Here is an 18267-nt window from a genome sequence, read left to right as displayed (position 1 = left end):
ATTTTGAATAACGAATATAAAATATAAGTATAATGTCAAGAGTTTGTGACCTTACAGGTAAAAGAGCGATGGTAGGAAATAACGTTTCTCACGCTATGAACAAAACTAAGAGAAAGTTTTCTGTAAACTTAGTTAAAAAGCGTTTTTATCTTCCAGAAGAAGATAGATGGATTACTCTTAGAGTAGCAGCATCTACGATAAAAACAATTAATAAAAATGGAATTGACGCTGTTTTGAAAAAAGCACAGTCTCAAGGATTTATTAAATAATCTTTATTTCCTAAATAAATATATAGCAAGATGGCAAAGAAAGGTAATAGAATCCAGGTAATTTTAGAATGTACTGAACACAAAACTTCAGGTGTTGCAGGTACTTCGAGATACATAACAACAAAGAACAAAAAAAATACTCCGGACAGATTGGAAATTAAAAAATTCAACCCTGTATTGAAGAGAGTAACTGTTCACAAAGAAATTAAATAATAAGAGATTTTAAAAATCTCAAATGGTAACATTTGAAGATTATTTAAAATTTAAATAAACAAATAATTAGTCATGGCAAAGAAAACCGTAGCATCGTTACAAACATCTTCTAAGAGATTATCAAAAGCCATCAAAATGGTAAAATCTCCAAAAACTGGCGCTTATACTTTCGTAGAAACGATATTAGCACCTGAACTAGTTGATGAATTCTTGAAAAAGAAATAATTCATAAAAGCATATATAGAAAAGCTACTTTCTTCAGGAAGTAGCTTTTTTATTTTCTATATTTACTCTTTAAAAGAAGCAGGAGGGTTTATTTGTTAATCTTCTTGTTATTAATACTGTATATACGATGAGTTTTTTTAAAAGAATATTTTCTTCAGATAAAAAAGAGACCTTAGATAAAGGTTTAGAGAAAACAAAAACTACTTTCTTTTCAAAATTAAGCAAAGCTATTGTTGGAAAGTCTAAGGTTGATGACGATGTTTTAGATAACTTAGAAGAGATACTGGTTTCTTCGGATGTAGGGGTTGATACTACTTTAAAAATAATAACCCGTATAGAGAATCGTGTTGCTGAAGATAAATATTTGGGTACAGCAGAATTAAATCAGATTCTGCAGGAAGAAATTGCTGCTTTATTATCTGAAACCAATACCGGGGAAGCAACCGAATTTGTAATTCCGGTTAATGTAAAGCCTTATGTTTTAATGGTTGTAGGAGTTAACGGTGTTGGAAAAACCACTACTATTGGAAAACTGGCTTATCAGTTTAAAAAACAAGGTTACAAAGTAGTTCTGGGAGCAGCCGATACTTTTAGAGCTGCTGCAATTGACCAATTACAAATTTGGGCTGATAGAGTTGATGTGCCAATTGTAAGACAAAATATGGGTTCTGATCCTGCTTCTGTAGCTTTTGATACCTTACAATCAGCAGTGGCTCAGGATGCTGATATTGTAATTATTGATACCGCTGGACGTTTGCATAACAAAGTAAATTTAATGAATGAATTATCTAAAGTAAAAAGGGTAATGCAAAAAGTGGTAGCTGATGCTCCACATGATGTGTTATTGGTTTTAGATGGTTCTACCGGTCAAAATGCTTTTGAGCAGGCTAAACAATTTACTGCTGCAACTGAGGTAACTTCATTAGCAGTTACCAAATTAGACGGAACGGCTAAAGGTGGAGTTGTAATTGGGATTTCTGACCAATTTCAAATTCCTGTCAAATACATTGGGGTAGGAGAAGGAATTGAAGACTTGCAAGTCTTTAATAAATTTGAATTTATTGATAGTTTCTTTAAATAAAATAATATGTTTAAAAATATAGCTCCAATTTATCTGTACATGATAAGTGTGGTTTGTTTTGTAATAGCGAATCTGGTCAGAAATCAGTTCCTGATTTTATACTATATTTTATTAATTACAGGCATTTTACTATTTGTTTTAGGATTTAAAAAAAGAATTAATAATAAATAGAATATTTTAGAAGTCTTTGTTTGTAAATGATGTTCTGTGAAAAAGACTACTTTTAAATATGTTTTGAATATGAAAACTCCAAAGATAATATTGTGGTGTTATCTTATTTGGTATTTTTCTATGATGTCCATTTACTTCGAGCCATCTTTAAAACTTTGGGCAAGTGCCTTGGGAATTTCTTTTATTATAGGTTTTGCTCTTATTCTATCTACTTCTCAGCAAGGAATTCATCAGGATGTCTGGATTAAAATCAGACTTTTTTTATTTCCGTTTTGTGTTTCCAGTTATTCAGCTACAATCAAAGGGCATGATTTTATTCTTCTTTTTCCAAATAATATAACACATGTATTAATTGGAGTACTCAATTGTACCATGTTTGTAGTTCTAATCTGGATTATCAAACGATTGTATAAATTCTCTAAGAAAGAAGCTTTAAATCAATTGGCTAAATAATGATATTTTAATTATTGGTACAAGATATTTTTTTTTGCCAGATTAACTTTAATACGCTTAACTTTGTTTGAGAAACAAAATGTATTTTTGTTTTCAAATTTCCAGCCCTGATGGTAGCGGCATCCTTTTATGCCGGTGTTTGGCATGAAAGATCTAGCGAACAGCAGGTACATGCTTCTAAAAAATAAAATGATGATGAAAAATAGTTTTAAAATTCTTTTTGTATGCTTGTTTTTAGTGTCTTGCCAACAAAAAATCACTCCTGAAGATATTCATAAGTTAAATGGGTATTGGGAAATAGAGAAAGTGAGCTTTAAGGAAGGTGAAGACAAGGAGTATAAAATGAATGAGAATTTTGATTATTTTGAAATTGCAAATAACAAAGGAATTCGCCGAAAAGTAAGACCACAATTTAATGGGACATTTTTATTTAATGAAGATTTTGAAAATGTAAAGGTGAGGTTTGAAAAAGAGCAAGTTTTTCTGGATTATTCTACACCTTATGCTAAATGGACCGAAGAGTTAGTTAAACTAACAGATGAGGAAATGTGTATTAAAAACGATCAAAACAAAGAATACGAGTATAAAAAAGCAGGACCTGTAAATTTATTGAAAGATGGCGAAGAGACTAAATAATGAAAGTACTGTAGGTGATGTTTTAAAGCAGATTATTCAGGTTAATAAACTACAATCCGGCATGGATGATGTTAATGTGAAGGAAGCATGGCAAAACTTAATGGGAAATGGTGTGAATAGTTATACCAGGAATGTAGTTTTAAAAAACAGTACTCTTTATGTGGAATTAACATCATCTGTGTTGCGAGAAGAGTTAAGTCACGGGAAATCTAAAATCATAAGGATGATTAATGAAGAATTACGGAGAGATGTGGTGAAAGATGTGGTTTTGCGATAATTACAGATTTTATAAATTAGAAGGCAGATTTCAGTTTGCATATAGCAGTAAAAATCCCATATCGTTTTGAAAAGTGATATGGGATTTTTTATTTTTAAGCTATAATTTTTTTAAGCTAATAAGTCTGAATTCTAATTTCTGGAAACTAGAACTGTTCTCTTCCGGCAAAATGAAAATTACCTTCAATAGCTGCGTTTTCATCGCTATCAGAACCATGAACAGCATTCTGACTCATAGAAGTGGCATATAATTTTCTAATAGTTCCTTCGGCAGCATCGGCAGGATTGGTAGCTCCGATTAAAGTTCTGAAATCAGCAACAGCATTTTCTTTTTCTAAAATAGCTGCCACAATAGGTCCGCTGGACATAAATTCTACTAATTCCCCGTAAAAAGGTCTTGCTGCGTGAACGGCATAAAAAGCCTGCGCGTCGGCAACAGTAAGTTGAGTTAGTTTTAGAGATACAATTTTAAAGCCTGCATTTGTAATCATTGCAAGTATGTTTCCAATGTGTCCATTAGTGACAGCATCGGGTTTAATCATGGTAAAAGTTCTGTTGGTTGTCATTTTATTATTTCTTTTTTATAAAAGTAACTTTTTTTTAATGGTTTCAGCTTTGAAATAACTATAAATTAAGGCTGAAATGGCTTTAATTTGTTAAATTTTATAATGAGATAATATCAAAACGTTGTTCAAGCGGTTGGAGTTGGTCTGTCAGTTTAGAAATAAGCTTATTTCCACTTTCAATATAAAATTCAGAAAAATTAGCCTGACGTTCCTGTAAACCCTGATTAGGGAACAATTCATTTTGCAAATCGGCTATTCGGGTTAAAGTGTCTTTTAATTTTATTTTTTCAGCTTTAAGTAGTCGTTTTTCTAAATTTTCAAGTCCTTTTAGCTGTTTTATTTCTTGTGCTTTTACTGCTCCTGCAAATGAAGGATCTGTCTTTGTCGTGATTTCGTTCAGGATGCTGAATTGCGTCTGTAATTGCTTTTTTAGCATCGTTAAATCAATATCAAATTCGGATAGGATTTTAGCTTTGGTGTTAATAAGATCTTCTTGTTTTGAGAATAAATCACTCCAGCTTACATCTAATTTTTCGGCTTTTTTTATTTGTTTTTCGGTTACTAAAAGCACGGAATTTCGAACTAACAGGATTGGGAAACTAACTTGTACTGCATCAAAAAAAGATTTTAGTTCTAACCAATAGGCAATTTCACCTCCTCCGCCAATGTAACAAAGATTAGGTAAAATAACTTCTTGGTACAACGGACGCATGATTACGTTTGGGCTGAATTTTTCAGGATTACTTTCCAATAATGCTAAGATTTCGCTTTCTGAAAATTCAAGTTTAGTATTGTTGATTTTATATTTTGCATTTTCAAAAACAATACGTTCTCGTAAATTATCTTCAATATAAAATAAATTGATTTCACGAGGATTTACTTGGATGTTATATTCCGTAAGTTTTTCGGTAGTTGCAATTACATTTTTATAAGCTGTTTGCTGCAATAATTCTTCCTTAATATATGGAATGAAATTTTGTTTTAAATCAGCTTCATCGGCATCAATAATTACTAATCCTTCTGAGCCAAATAAGCTATTAGCTAAAAAACGGGTAGCATCAGCAAGATTGTTATGATTCAAATAGGCTTCTTGAAATAATTTTTTTAAAGTTTCAGCATTGCTACTTGAACCTAATTCTTGGGCAAATATTTCCAGAAAATCATCTAAGCCTTCAGTCGATAATCGTCCTACAGGTCCTGTACTTGTTCTATTCCAACGGAATTTTTTACCTTTAAAATTAAAATAATTGATTTCTTCAAAATCATGATCTTCGGTAGCCATCCAGTAGATAGGTACAAAATTATAAGCAGGATATTTTACTTTTAACTCAGCGGTTAAATTAATAGTAGAAATGATTTTATACAGAAAATATAAAGGTCCTGAAAATAGATTTAATTGGTGTCCGGTTGTTACTGTAAAGGTGTTTTCTACTTTTAAGGCCTCAATATTTTGCTGGGTCTGATGGGAAATTTCTATTTCAGCATATTGTTTTTGCAACACAGCAACCAGATTTGTTCTGTTGTTATGATTAAAATTGGCATGTTTTTCGGCTATTTGAGCTTCAAAATTTTCAAGAGTAGGGAATCTATTATAAAGGGATTTTAGTTTCGGATTTTGATCTAAATAATCATTCATCAAAGGAGAAAAATATCCTGATTTTTGATAGCTGATACAGTCGTTGGGCATGTTTATTTACTTTTGAGTAAAATTACCAAAAAATATTGGAACTAAATATTTGTAGCTTTCAAAAATAAGGGTGATTTTTGCTGGATTTTAACCCAGAATTTTTAAAAATGAAAGCAGTGTCAACAAAGGTCAACTCTTTAAAACATGTCCTTTTAGGAAGTTTAATTGGAACTACAATTGAGTTTTTTGATTTTTATATTTATGCTAATGCTGCGGTATTAGTTTTTCCTCAATTGTTTTTTCCGGGAGAAAACAGTACTGTCTCTACTTTAGAGTCCCTGGCTACTTTCTCAATTGCTTTTTTAGCAAGGCCTTTGGGTTCAGCAGTATTTGGACATTACGGAGATAAAGTAGGTAGGAAAGTTACTTTGGTTGTAGCTTTATTGACTATGGGAATTTCAACTGTAAGTATTGGTTTTTTACCTGGTTATGCAAGTATTGGGGTTTTGGCTCCCATATTACTAATGCTTTGTCGTTTTGGTCAGGGAGTAGGCTTAGGAGGCGAATGGGGTGGAGCTGTATTGCTGGCTATCGAAAATGCACCGCCACACAAACGCGCCTGGTACGGAATGTTTCCGCAGTTAGGAGCGCCAATAGGTTTATTACTTTCAGGCGGAACTTTTTTATTATTAACGGATTCTATGAGTCCCGAAGCTTTTATGGATTATGGATGGAGAATTCCTTTTATAGCCAGTTCGTTATTAGTGTTGGTAGGTTTTTATATCCGATTAAAAATTTCAGAAACCCCTGCATTTGAAAATTCAAAAGAAGAACAAAAAGAGGTTAAAGTTCCTTTTGTAGCTGTCTTCAAACAGTATAAAAATCAGTTGATTTTTGGAACTCTGGCGGCTATTACCACTTTTTTAGTTTTTTATCTGATGACTGTTTTTATGCTGAATTGGAATACTAAAGGTTTGGGGTTTTCTAACAGAGATGCGCTTTTAATTCAGTTGTTCTCAGTGTTGTTTTTTGCTATTTTTATACCTGTTTCAGCTTTGGCTGCCGATAAAATTGGTCGTCGCAAAATGTTAATTTATACCACTATTGCAATTGCTGTTTTTGGATTCTTCTTTCCGTTATTTTTAACATCAGCTAATATTGTAATGGTTACTTTTTTTGTGTGTTTAGGAATGTCATTGATGGGATTTATTTATGGTCCTCTGGGAACTTTTTTATCTGAATTATTTCCGACCACCGTTCGATATACAGGTGCTTCATTGACGTTTAACCTGGCAGGGATTTTAGGGGCTGCATTTGCACCAATGGTTGCAATTAAATTAGCTGAAAGCTATGGAATTGTAGCAGTAGGTATTTATCTGACTGTTGCTGCTGTTATTTCCTTAATTTCGTTGTTGGTGATTAGCAGGCAGGAACATAAGTTTTAAGATTATTTGAATATAAAGTTTATGGATATTTATACAAAGGGCTCAAAGTTTAAAACGTTGAGCCTTTTGTGTTTTAAGATTATATTTTTAAACTAAAATGACTTTTATGTTCTTTATGTAGTTAAATATTTACAGAACAAAAGTTCGAAATAATAAAACTAACATTGGAATCATTTTGCCAAAAATCCCCAAATAACTCCTATTTTTGCACAAAACAATTCCCTTTGAAAACCAAACTTTTCCTCATCACTCCGCCTTTTACACAGCTGAATACACCATATCCGGCAACAGCCTATATTAAAGGGTTTTTAAACACCAAAAATATCGATTCCGTTCAGGCTGATTTAGGAATTGAAGTGATTTTGAAATTGTTTTCGAAAGAAGGATTAACTGATTTGTTTCAGTCTAATAACCATCAACCAACAACTGACAACTGTAAAAGAATTTTCGCTCTTCAAGACGAATACATTAAAACCATCGATTCGGTTATTGCTTTTTTGCAAGGAAAAAATCCAACCTTGGCATTGCAAATTTGTCAGGAAGATTATCTGCCGGAAGCGTCCCGTTTTGCACAATTGGAAGAATTGGATTGGGCTTTTGGTACGATGGGAACTCAGGATAAGGCGAAACATTTGGCGACATTGTATCTCGAAGATATCTCTGATTTTATTGTAGAATGTGTCGATGCTAATTTTGGTTTCAGTCGTTATGCTGAACGTTTAGGTCGAAGTGCTAATTCTTTTGACGAATTGTACGATGCTTTACAACAAGAACCTACCTATATAGATCATATACTTCTTTCTATTTTAAAAGAAAGAATCGAAACTATTCAGCCGACATTATTTTTAATATCGGTTCCTTTTCCTGGAAATTTATATTCAGCATTTAGAAGTGCGCAATGGGTAAAAAAGCATTATCCTGAAGTTAAAGTTTCAATGGGAGGAGGCTTTCCTAATACCGAATTGCGTTCGCTTTCGGATGCCCGTGTTTTTGAATTTTTTGATTATATCACCTTAGATGATGGCGAAGTTCCCATTGAATTGATAGTTCAATCCGTTTGTCAGACTGATCCTGTAGAAGTCAGTTATAAGCGAACTTTTCTTTTAGAAGATGGTAAAGTCGTTTATAAAAACAATTCAACGAAGTCAGACTACAAACAATCTCAAGTAGGAACACCCGATTACTCAGATTTGTTATTGGACAAATACATTTCAGTTATCGAAATTGTGAATCCGATGCATCGTATGTGGAGCGACGGAAGATGGAATAAATTGACGATGGCACATGGATGTTATTGGGGAAAATGTACGTTTTGCGATATTTCATTAGACTATATTAAGGTATACGAGCCTGTAGCGGCTAGTTTATTGTGCGATAGAATGGAGGAAATGATAGCGCAAACGGGAGAAAACGGATTCCATTTTGTTGATGAAGCTGCTCCACCGGCTTTAATGCGTGCTTTGGCATTGGAAATTTTGAAAAGAAAATTATCCGTTACCTGGTGGACGAACATTCGATTTGAGAAAAGTTTTACGCAGGATTTAGCTTGGTTATTAAAAGCTTCCGGATGTATAGCTGTTTCCGGAGGACTTGAAGTGGCCTCAGATCGATTGTTGAAATTAATAGATAAAGGAGTAACTGTGGAACAAGTAGCCCGTGTTACCCGGAATTTTACCGAAGCGGGTATTATGGTACATGCCTATTTAATGTATGGCTATCCTACACAAACCATACAAGAAACAGTGGATAGTCTTGAAATGGTGCGTCAATTGTTTGAAGCCGGAATTTTGCAATCGGGATTTTGGCATCAGTTTGCCATGACAGCACACAGTCCTGTTGGGTTATACCCGGAGAAATTTGGTGTAGTTAAAGAAACCGAAACTATTGGAACTTTTGCTAATAATGATATTAATTATACAGATGCAACAGGGATTGACCACGATAAATTCAGTTTTGGACTTAAAAAATCACTCTTTAATTATATGCACGGCATTTGTTTTGATTTTGAACTACAGGAATGGTTTGATTTTAAAATTCCTAAAACTAAAATTCATCCGGATTTTATTTTTAATGCTTTACAGGAAACAGCTGATTTTTCTGTTAAGCCAAATGCCAAGGTAGTTTGGCTTGGAGGAAACCCTCTTGCGGAATATTTTACAAAATCTAAAAAAGGAAACAGTTGGGGAATGCTTGCGCTGACATTTCATGATAAGAAGGAAAGTTTCATTATTCAAACAAACCAGGCTGAGGGTGAGTGGCTGATGGATATCTTGCAAAAGATTACTGTTTCGAGTGCTAAAATTTATACTTTTCAGGAAGTGAAAGCTGATTTTGAATTGTATTTAGAAGATTTTGAGTTATTCTGGTATTCAAAAGCTATTAATACACTACGCCGGTCAGGACTTTTAATCTTATAGCAGAAAAGTATTTTAGGTATTTTACATTTATTACTTTCAATTCCTCTAATCACGATACTTATTTTTATTTTTCAGTACAAAACCTCCTTTTAGGAGGTTTTGTTGTTTATATTACTTTTGTTTTTTATGTATTGTTTTTGGGTATACCCCTGTTTTTTGAAGGGTCTTTTGTTTTTGATTGTAGTTTATTTTAAGATTTTTAAGTTTTTTTAGGCTTATTTATGATTTTATGTCTGTTTTTTGAGGGGTTTGTCTTTTTTAAACATGAGAATAATCATTTTTTTGATATTGAAAAATAAGGAAAATGTATTTTTTTTTATTTGATTTGCGGTTTTTGATAATTCGACGTCAAAATCAGTAAAAAGTTATAATTTTTCATTTTTGTAAAAGTAAAAGTTGATAAATTTGCTTCAACAAAAAGGATAAAAACATGTTAAATGTTGAGAATAATATGTTAATATCTCTTTTTAAGTAAAAATAATTTAAATAACCAAAACAAAATTCAACATGAAAAAAGTAATTTTTATTTTAGCTTTAGCGCTGACAGGAAGCATGACATTTGCACAAGACACACCTTTGGAAATTTCAGGTTCTGCTGATCTTTATTACAAATATGATTTTGCAAAAGTGCCTAATATTGGAACTAGTTTTGCAAGCGATCAGAATTCTGTTTCTTTAGGTATGATTGATATTGCTTTAAAGAAAACAACAGGTAAAACTTCTTTCGTGGGTGAGGTTTCTTTTGGACCAAGAGGACAATACCAATCCATCTTAAATGGTGATGGAGCAGATGATAATTCATTCCACATTCAGAATTTGTATGCGACTTATGCCGCTACAGATAAATTAAGCTTTACAGCAGGTTTTATGGGAACTTTTATTGGTTATGAGGTGATTTCACCATTGGCTAATTTCCATTATTCAACATCTTATTTATTTACTAACGGACCATTCCAAAATGCAGGGGTAAAAGCGAATTATGCTTTCTCTGATAAAGTAGGTCTGATGGTAGGAGCTTTTAACGATCAATGGAACGTATATTCTGCAGATCCATTTAAAGGATTAAACGCTTTAGGAGCTCAATTGTCTATAACTCCTACAGAAGGTGTAAGTGCTTATTTGAACTTCATGGATGGTTCTGTAAGCGGTACTATCGTAGATTTAACAGCATCTTTCCAATTGTCTGATAAATTTAGTTTAGGTTTGAATGCTGCTGATTGGTCTTCAGCTGGAGATAGTGATTATGGTTATACAGGTGTTGCTTTGTATCCTGCAGTAGCTATAACTGATAACTTTGGATTAGGATTACGTGCTGAGTATTTTAAAGCAAAAGAAGCTGATGGTATGATTGGTCTTTCTGCAGACAATTCAGTAACAGCTTTTACATTGTCAGCTAACTTAAAAGCAGGTGGATTAACTGTAATTCCTGAATTCAGATTAGATTCAGCTAAAGAAGATAACTTCATGGATTCAGACATGATGCCGACAAAATCTGCGGCTCAAGCTTCTGTCGCTTTAGTTTATGGATTCTAAGAATAACTAAATCTCAAATTTAGATTAAAATATAATTTTTTTTACTGCCAGGATTCTTTTAAAGGTCTTGGCAGTTTTTTGTTTGTTAAATTTAAAAAGTCTTTGAAACCTGAGCTTCAAAGACTTTTTAAATTTTTTTTTAAAGCAACTTAATTATTGCTTCAGATAAATAGAGTAAATAGTATTTATGGTATTTTGATCTAAAACAGCATTCACTTCCTGGGGCATATAGTGTAATTTAAAAGCAGTGATGGCAGCATTGTAATTTTTAGTATCATAACCAATGATTCGCAAAGCTAATTCAGGATTAAAATCAAATGGTGCTAAGGGAAGTATATCATCTTTCCAGATTCCAAAACCATTTTCAGCTAAAACTTTCCATGGGAACTGAGCACTTGGATCTTTTTTTCGCGTTGGAGCAATATCCGAATGGCCTATAATGTTTTGAGGTGGAATATTATAGTCTTTTTTTAATTTGCTTAATAATGCCATAAGACTTGTAATTTGTGCCTCAGAAAAGGGTTCGATACCATTATTGTCTAATTCGATTCCGATAGAAGCTGAATTAATATCGGTGTTTTTTCCCCAGGAGCCTGCTCCGGCATGCCAGGCACGCAAATAGTCATTTAGCATTTGTATTACATGGCCATCATCGGCAATTATATAATGGGCGCTTACTTGTGTAAATTCTTTTGTAAATGTATTAATTGTTTGTTGAACAGAATCCTGAGCAGTATGATGAATGATAATAAAGTTAGGCTTACGAAGATTAAAATTGACGGTGCTGATCCATTCGGTTTGGATTCCATTATTTAACTGTGTAGAACCTATTTTAAATATACTGTCTTTAAAAGTATATAATTGCTTAGAATAAGCACTGTCAATACTTATTACAACTTTATCAACTGCAGGTAAAGGCTCAGGTTTTTTGACTGCCATTTCAACCTGTAAAGATTTTAATTTTGTAGAATATTCTTTCTCGCTCTTTTTATACGGATTCGTGGAGCAGGATGTAATAATCGCTGCAGTAATTAAATAACTAAGATGTTTATTCATTTTTTAAAGCTATTTTATTAAAAAAGGAAAACTAATTGTTTTCCTTTTTTGATTTTTTCTTTTTTTCTTTTTTGTTTGTTCCGCGTTCTTCTTTTAGTGCTTTGTATTTTTGTTTCTGCTCTTCGTTCAGGTATTCATTTACTTTTCTTTCGTTAACTTCAAAAAGAGCTTTTATTTCATTTGATTTGTCGGTCTGACTTAAATTTTCGTCTTTCATAATGGCAGTTTGCGATTTGATAATGTCGGTATAAACATTTCCAATAGCAATAGTTTGTAATTCATCCAGATTTAATTCAGGCTTTAGCTTTTCCATTATTTTGGCAACAGTAACTTCAACCGGAATTTCTTTAGGTTTTGATGGTGTCTGATCCATTTGGCTCATTCCCATGCTGTTTCTTCCCATTCCGTAACCGTTGCCATAACCATTACCATATCCGTTTCCGTAACCATATTGAGCAAAAGCTGTATTAATGGATAATAATATAAACGTTAATACAAAAATAAATTGTGTCTTGTTCATGTTTATTTTTTTTAAAGCTAAAATTAAATTTATGCTGGTTCTCCGTAAAGGTCAAATTCTGTTGCCTCAGTAATTTTAATCATTGCAAAATCACCTGTTTTTAAATAAAATTGAGAAGCATCTATCAATACTTCGTTATCTACATCAGGACTGTCAAATTCGGTGCGGCCTACAAAATGTCCGCCTTCTTTTCTGTCAATGATACATTTAAATGTTTGTCCAATTTTTTCCTGATTTAAATCCCATGAAATTTGCGACTGTAATTCCATAATTTCATTAGCACGGGCTTGCTTTACATCATCCGGAACATCATCTTCTAGTAAGTAAGCATGTGTGTTTTCCTCATGCGAATAAGCAAAACATCCCATTCGGTCAAATTTCATTTCCTGAACAAAATCTTTCAGAATTTCAAAATCTTCCTGTGTTTCTCCCGGATATCCTACAATCAAAGTGGTACGAATAGCCATTCCGGGAACAGCTGCTCTGAAATCTTTTAATAATTGGGTTGTTTTTGCCTGAGTTGTTCCGCGACGCATTGATTTTAAAATTGAATCAGAAATGTGTTGTAACGGAATATCAATATAATTACAAATCTTAGGTTCGCGCTTCATTAAATCTAAAACATCCATTGGGAAACCGGTTGGGAAGGCATAGTGTAAACGAATCCATTCAATTCCGTCAACAGCTGCCAGAGCTTCTAAAAGTTCGGCTAAATTTCTTTTTTTGTATATATCAAGACCATAATAGGTCAAATCCTGAGCAATCAGTATTAATTCTTTTACTCCATCCCAGGCTAGACCTTCAGCTTCTTTAACCAGTTTTTCAATAGGTTGCGAAACATGTTTTCCGCGCATAATGGGAATAGCACAAAAACTGCACGGTCTGTCGCAGCCTTCGGCAATTTTTAAATAGGCATAATTTTTAGGAGTTGTTGTCAAACGTTCTCCTAATAATTCATGTTTATAATCAGCGCCAAGTGCTTTTAGTAGCTGAGGTAATTCGGTAGTTCCAAAAAACTGATCTACGTTCGGAATTTCTTTTTCCAAGTCAGGGCGGTATCTTTCCGATAAACATCCTGTTACAAAAACTTTGTCAACCAGACCTTTTTCTTTCTTGTCGGCATATTCCAGAATCATATTTACTGATTCTGCTTTAGCATTATCAATAAATCCACAAGTATTGATCACAATAATATTTCCTTCTCTCTCAACAGGAGCTTCGTGTTCCACCTCTTTTCCATTGGCGCGAAGTTGTCCCATTAATACCTCACTATCATATATGTTTTTTGAACACCCTAAGGTAATTACGTTTATTTTGTTCTTTTTTAAAGACTTGGTTCTCATAGATTTGTAAATTGGATGGCAAAATTACGTTTTTTTATTCAAAGAATATTACTTTGAGGGTGTTTTAGTGCGGTTTTCAGGAGCTAATCCTGCTGTTCGCTGTATCTTTCCTGCCAAACACCGGCAGGAAAGGATGTCGCTGCCATCAGGGCTAAAAAAAACCGCCTTGTTTATCAAAGACAAGACGGTTATTCTTCAAATTATTTTGTCAGTAATTACAGTTCAAATAATACAGATAAAGAAACGCTGTTGTTGATTGCATCGATACTGGCTCCGTCTTTAAAACCCTGGCTAAAGAAGCCTTGTTGCGAATTTCTTTTGGCGTAAGCATAAGAAAGATCAACTTTTGTGCCCCCAAAATTATAACCCAGACCTGCTGAAAATCCATTTAAATCACCCACAGTAGTTTTGTCTTTATATGGACTTCCTTCAAAACGGTAACCGGCTCTCAGACTCAATCTTTCAATTTTGTATTCTCCACCCACTCTTATTTCAGAAGCTCCTCTTAATTGTTCTGAAATATCTGAATTAATATAAGTATTTCTGGTGTCTCTTTCCATGGAATATTCTATACTACTGTAATCTTTATAACCATAGTCCAAACTGATTAATCCTTTTTTGTTAAAAACATAAGCAATACTTCCTGTGATTTTACCGGGTGTTTTTAATTTATAAGTGTCGTATATTGTTGTTTGAAATGAATCTGGATTTATAACCTCTTCATTAGGATTATTGTTGTTTTCGTAATTTTGAATTGTAGAGAAAAGATTTTGTCTTATTTCATCATTAAATTTGTTCCAGGTAGGGGACTCGTAAGAAAGTCCTACACGTACTTCGTCATTTAATTTTGCTATAGCACCCAGTTGAAATGAAAATCCAGACCCATACGTATAAATTTCATTTTCAAATGAGGTATTTAGTAAGTCTACTATATTGTTATTGGCATTATCGTTATCTTCGTAAAACAAGGTATTTTGTCTAAAATCAGTAAAATGAGAGTTTAAGGTTAGTCCCAGATACAGTTTGTCTTTATAAGATGTAGCTGCGTTAAAAGAAAGTTTTCCATTATATCCTTCTGAAGTAATGGTGTTTTCCTGATAGTAATTGCCTCCTTGTGGTACGTTGGTGGTGTATTGCGCATTGTTGTCGTCTTCCGTTACCGGATTAATCAGATAGCCTTCGTAGCCTAAAAAAGCCTGTTGTTTGACATAGTCTAATTGGTAATAATCAAAGTTTCGAATGTTGCCTAATGGAACAGCTGCCAGATTTTTTCTGGAGTCGCCATTAGCATAGTATAAAAAATAATCACCAACAGAATAGGTAGTATTAGTACCTGCAGAAATTATCGAGTTGTCATAATTGTTTGTTTGTTCGTAATTTATGGCTAATGCTATTTTAGTCCAATCGCTTTGACTACGGTTGTTGAAAACAAACACAGCCCCAGCTTGATTGATGTCAAAGGAGTTGTCTTTTCCTGTCATGTTAGTACCAAAATAATTGGATTTATTTTTAGTATCAACATTGCTAAAAGAAAAAGCAAGTTGGTTATTGTTAAAAACAGCACTACCGGCCGGATTCACATTCAACGAAGATAAATCACCTCCTAATGCTCCAAAGGCACCGCTCATGGCTCTGTAACGTGCACTACCGTTGGGGGTATCCTGAGAATACCTTAAGGCATCTACTAATTCCTGAGATTGTACAGCGCTAAATGTAAACCCTGCTAAGATTAAATATAAGTATTTTTTCATTGTGTAGGTTTTAAATGGTTATTATCTTCTGCCACCTCCGGATGATCTTGAACCTCCGCCACCGCTGCTGCTTCCGCCATAAGAACGTCCGCTATTGCTGGATGGACTGCTGTAAGATCGGGAAGGAGTATAGCTTTCGTTTCTTGAATAGTTGCTTTGCTGTCTTGTCGTGGTGGTATTTTGGGTTGCAGATCTTCTTGTCGTAGTCTGATTGTTGCTGTTTGTGGGGTTGTTTCTGTTGTATGTTCTTGGGTTTGTAAATGTTGGTCTTCTGGAATTAACACGGTCTGTTGAGTAACTTCTGGTTGGAGTGTAAGTTCTATTTCCGGAAGAGTAATTAGCAGAGTTGCTTACAGATCTTCTTCTGGTTGGTGTATAAGTAGAGTAGTTGGGTCTGTTGTAGTAATAGTAATTGTTATTCCAGCCCCAATTATTATAACCCCAGTTGTTCCAGCCAAATCCATAGTTTATTCCCCAGTTATTCCAGCCCCAGTTATTCCAGCCAAAACCGTAGTTCATTCCCCAATTATTCCATCCCCAATTGTTCCATCCCCAGTTATTCCATCCAAATCCATAATTCATTCCCCAGTAATCTGGATAAATATTTACTATAGTTCCGGTTTGGTTATCTCCCCAGCCGGCATAGCCGGTGTAAGAATCGTTATTAACAGAGTCGAAATCACTGTATTTGTCAATATCTGTAATGATTTCAGATTCACTGTCGCTTTGTAAGGAATTAAAATAGTCTTTGTAGTAATTATCAGAATTTGTATTTCTTCTTTCTATTCTTAGGTCAGTTGAGGTACTGTATATACCATCACTTTCGTAATAGGAGCTATTTTGATAGGAACCACAAGAGATCATAAAAAGACTTAGTAATCCAATATAAAGATAATTTTTTGCTTTTCTGAATGGAAAAATATTAGTTTTCATATCTATTGGGTTTTTTATTGTTGGACATTACAAAAATAGTTAGTTTTGCCAAACTATTTAGTTAAATAAAACAAAACAAAATTTGTGCCAAACTATTCAATATGAGTAAGAACCTTACTACGCGATCAGAAGATTATTCAAAATGGTATAATGAGCTGGTTGTAAAAGCTGATTTAGCCGAAAATTCAGGAGTTAGAGGCTGCATGGTTATTAAGCCTTATGGTTATGCTATCTGGGAAAAGATGCAAGCTGAATTAGACAGGATGTTTAAAGAAACAGGGCATCAGAATGCCTATTTTCCTTTGTTTGTTCCTAAAAGCATGTTTGAAGCCGAGGAGAAAAATGCCGAAGGTTTTGCTAAAGAATGTGCTGTGGTAACACATTACAGATTAAAAAATGATCCTGAAAGACCAGGAAAATTAATGGTGGATCCTAATGCTAAACTGGAAGAAGAACTTATTGTTCGTCCTACCAGTGAGGCTATTATTTGGTCTACTTATAAAGGTTGGGTGCAATCTTATAGAGATTTACCTTTGTTAATTAACCAATGGGCCAATGTGGTGCGATGGGAAATGCGTACGCGTTTGTTTTTGAGAACTGCGGAGTTTTTATGGCAGGAAGGGCATACGGCGCATGCAACAAGAAAGGAAGCTATTGAAGAATCAGAAAAAATGATGAATGTGTATGCTGATTTTGTTCAAAATTTTATGGCTATTCCGGTTGTTAAGGGATTAAAAACAGAAACAGAGCGTTTTGCTGGTGCTGAAGAGACCTATTGTATTGAAGCTTTGATGCAAGATGGGAAAGCGCTACAGGCAGGAACTTCTCATTTCTTAGGTCAGAATTTCGCTGAGGCATTTGATGTGAAGTTTGCCAATGCAGAAGGGAAACAAGAATATGTGTGGGGAACTTCTTGGGGGGTTTCTACAAGATTGATGGGAGCGTTGGTAATGACGCACTCTGACGATCAGGGATTGGTGTTGCCTCCAAATTTAGCTCCAATCCAAGTTGTTGTTGTTCCTATATATAAGACGGATGAACAATTGACTCAGATAACTGTTGAAGTAGATAAATTAATTGCTGATTTGCGAAAGCTGGGAATTTCGGTAAAGTTTGATAATAGAACTACACAAAAACCAGGATTTAAATTTGCAGAATGGGAATTAAAAGGGGTTCCGGTAAGAATTGCTGTCGGGCCAAAGGATCTTGAAAATGGAACTTATGAAGTGGCGAGAAGAGATACTTTGACTAAAGAAGTGAAATCTAAAGACGGCATTACAACATATATTAGCGAATTATTAGCGCAAATTCAGTCTGATTTGTTTAATAAGGCATTAAATTACAGAGAAACTCATATTACCGAGGTAAATAGTTTTGATGAGTTTAAAGAAGTTTTAGAGAACAAAGGTGGTTTTGTATCAGCGCATTGGGATGGAACTGCAGAAACAGAAGAGAAGATTAAAGAGTTAACTAAGGCTACTATCAGATGTATTCCTCTTGAGGCTGTTGAAGAAGCCGGATCCTGCGTGTTTACTGGGAATCCGTCTGCTAAAAGAGTGTTTTTTGCTAAAGCATATTAAAAAAAATAATTTTTTTTGTGTTAGCTATTGCGCAATTAAAAAACAGTTGTATCTTTGCAACCGCAATACAGAAATGCACTGCACAATGTAACGCAATGGTCCGTTCGTCTATCGGTTAGGACGCCAGGTTTTCATCCTGGTAAGGGGGGTTCGATTCCCCCACGGACTACAA

18 protein-coding genes and 1 tRNA gene are annotated in these 18267 nt (G+C 34.0%); 12 read left to right on the top strand and 7 right to left on the bottom strand.

Annotated features, from left to right (window positions below; translation table 11 throughout):
• Window positions 1-32: 32 nt before the first annotated feature.
• From rpmB to ACSV4D_RS04350, 7 genes are all read left to right on the top strand, one after another.
• Window positions 33-269, top strand: a complete 237-nt coding sequence (gene rpmB / locus ACSV4D_RS04380; protein ID WP_035660225.1) for a 50S ribosomal protein L28 — start codon at window positions 33-35, stop codon at window positions 267-269.
• Between the two features lie 30 nt (window positions 270-299).
• A complete protein-coding gene (gene rpmG / locus ACSV4D_RS04375) occupies window positions 300-482 on the top strand; it encodes a 50S ribosomal protein L33 (RefSeq protein WP_016988713.1) in 183 nt (60 codons plus the stop codon).
• A gap of 72 nt (window positions 483-554) precedes the next feature.
• A complete protein-coding gene (locus ACSV4D_RS04370) occupies window positions 555-707 on the top strand; it encodes a DUF4295 domain-containing protein (protein ID WP_073244765.1) in 153 nt (50 codons plus the stop codon).
• Window positions 708-834: 127 nt separating this feature from the next.
• Window positions 835-1788, top strand: a complete 954-nt coding sequence (ftsY, locus tag ACSV4D_RS04365) for a signal recognition particle-docking protein FtsY (protein ID WP_408081459.1) — start codon at window positions 835-837, stop codon at window positions 1786-1788.
• 240 nt (window positions 1789-2028) lie between these two features.
• Window positions 2029-2412, top strand: a complete 384-nt coding sequence (locus tag ACSV4D_RS04360) for a hypothetical protein (RefSeq protein WP_439227294.1) — start codon at window positions 2029-2031, stop codon at window positions 2410-2412.
• A 192-nt stretch (window positions 2413-2604) separates the two neighbouring features.
• On the top strand, window positions 2605-3048 hold the full coding sequence (locus ACSV4D_RS04355) for a hypothetical protein (protein WP_439227293.1): 444 nt from the start codon (window positions 2605-2607) through the stop codon (window positions 3046-3048).
• Complete coding sequence (locus tag ACSV4D_RS04350; protein WP_439227292.1) at window positions 3029-3325, top strand: DUF721 domain-containing protein; 297 nt, start codon at window positions 3029-3031, stop codon at window positions 3323-3325. Before ACSV4D_RS04355 ends, ACSV4D_RS04350 begins: the two co-directional genes overlap by 20 nt.
• Window positions 3326-3470: 145 nt before the next feature.
• Here the strand turns inward: ACSV4D_RS04350 and ACSV4D_RS04345 are convergent, their stop codons facing one another.
• Complete coding sequence (locus tag ACSV4D_RS04345; RefSeq protein WP_408081464.1) at window positions 3471-3890, bottom strand: nucleoside-diphosphate kinase; 420 nt, start codon at window positions 3888-3890, stop codon at window positions 3471-3473.
• Window positions 3891-3987: 97 nt separating this feature from the next.
• Window positions 3988-5577, bottom strand: a complete 1590-nt coding sequence (gene bshC, locus ACSV4D_RS04340) for a bacillithiol biosynthesis cysteine-adding enzyme BshC (RefSeq protein WP_439227291.1) — start codon at window positions 5575-5577, stop codon at window positions 3988-3990.
• Window positions 5578-5684: 107 nt separating this feature from the next.
• Between bshC and ACSV4D_RS04335 the strand changes: the two genes are divergently transcribed.
• From ACSV4D_RS04335 to ACSV4D_RS04325, 3 genes are all read left to right on the top strand, one after another.
• Window positions 5685-6962 carry an MFS transporter gene (locus ACSV4D_RS04335; RefSeq protein WP_408081466.1) on the top strand — a complete coding sequence of 426 codons (1278 nt, stop codon included), beginning with the start codon at window positions 5685-5687 and terminating at the stop codon, window positions 6960-6962.
• A gap of 224 nt (window positions 6963-7186) precedes the next feature.
• The gene (locus ACSV4D_RS04330; RefSeq protein WP_439227290.1) at window positions 7187-9379 is read left to right on the top strand and encodes a B12-binding domain-containing radical SAM protein; all 2193 of its coding nucleotides are present in this window, start codon (window positions 7187-7189) and stop codon (window positions 9377-9379) included.
• A gap of 507 nt (window positions 9380-9886) precedes the next feature.
• The gene (locus tag ACSV4D_RS04325) at window positions 9887-10912 is read left to right on the top strand and encodes an outer membrane beta-barrel protein (protein ID WP_439227289.1); all 1026 of its coding nucleotides are present in this window, start codon (window positions 9887-9889) and stop codon (window positions 10910-10912) included.
• A 153-nt stretch (window positions 10913-11065) separates the two neighbouring features.
• Here ACSV4D_RS04325 and ACSV4D_RS04320 read toward each other — a convergent pair whose 3' ends face one another.
• From ACSV4D_RS04320 to ACSV4D_RS04300, 5 genes are all read right to left on the bottom strand, one after another.
• Complete coding sequence (locus ACSV4D_RS04320) at window positions 11066-11968, bottom strand: N-acetylmuramoyl-L-alanine amidase (RefSeq protein ID WP_408081469.1); 903 nt, start codon at window positions 11966-11968, stop codon at window positions 11066-11068.
• Window positions 11969-11999: 31 nt separating this feature from the next.
• Entirely contained in the window at window positions 12000-12488 is a 489-nt protein-coding gene (locus tag ACSV4D_RS04315) for a hypothetical protein (RefSeq protein WP_408081470.1), read from the bottom strand.
• 29 nt (window positions 12489-12517) lie between these two features.
• On the bottom strand, window positions 12518-13831 hold the full coding sequence (rimO, locus tag ACSV4D_RS04310) for a 30S ribosomal protein S12 methylthiotransferase RimO (RefSeq protein WP_439227288.1): 1314 nt from the start codon (window positions 13829-13831) through the stop codon (window positions 12518-12520).
• A 215-nt stretch (window positions 13832-14046) separates the two neighbouring features.
• Entirely contained in the window at window positions 14047-15582 is a 1536-nt protein-coding gene (locus tag ACSV4D_RS04305) for an OmpP1/FadL family transporter (RefSeq protein WP_439227286.1), read from the bottom strand.
• 21 nt (window positions 15583-15603) lie between these two features.
• A complete protein-coding gene (locus ACSV4D_RS04300; RefSeq protein ID WP_439227285.1) occupies window positions 15604-16515 on the bottom strand; it encodes a hypothetical protein in 912 nt (303 codons plus the stop codon).
• A gap of 101 nt (window positions 16516-16616) precedes the next feature.
• Here ACSV4D_RS04300 and proS point away from each other — a divergent pair, with 101 nt between their 5' ends.
• The gene (gene proS, locus ACSV4D_RS04295; RefSeq protein WP_439227284.1) at window positions 16617-18095 is read left to right on the top strand and encodes a proline--tRNA ligase; all 1479 of its coding nucleotides are present in this window, start codon (window positions 16617-16619) and stop codon (window positions 18093-18095) included.
• A 97-nt stretch (window positions 18096-18192) separates the two neighbouring features.
• Window positions 18193-18264 (top strand) — tRNA-Glu (locus tag ACSV4D_RS04290).
• The last annotated feature ends 3 nt before the right edge of the window (window positions 18265-18267 follow it).

This window comes from Flavobacterium sp. ARAG 55.4, assembly GCF_051846875.1.
GTDB lineage: Bacteria > Bacteroidota > Bacteroidia > Flavobacteriales > Flavobacteriaceae > Flavobacterium > Flavobacterium plantiphilum.
Note: the sequence above shows the minus strand (reverse complement) of the source record. Positions and strands in the feature narration are given on the sequence as shown.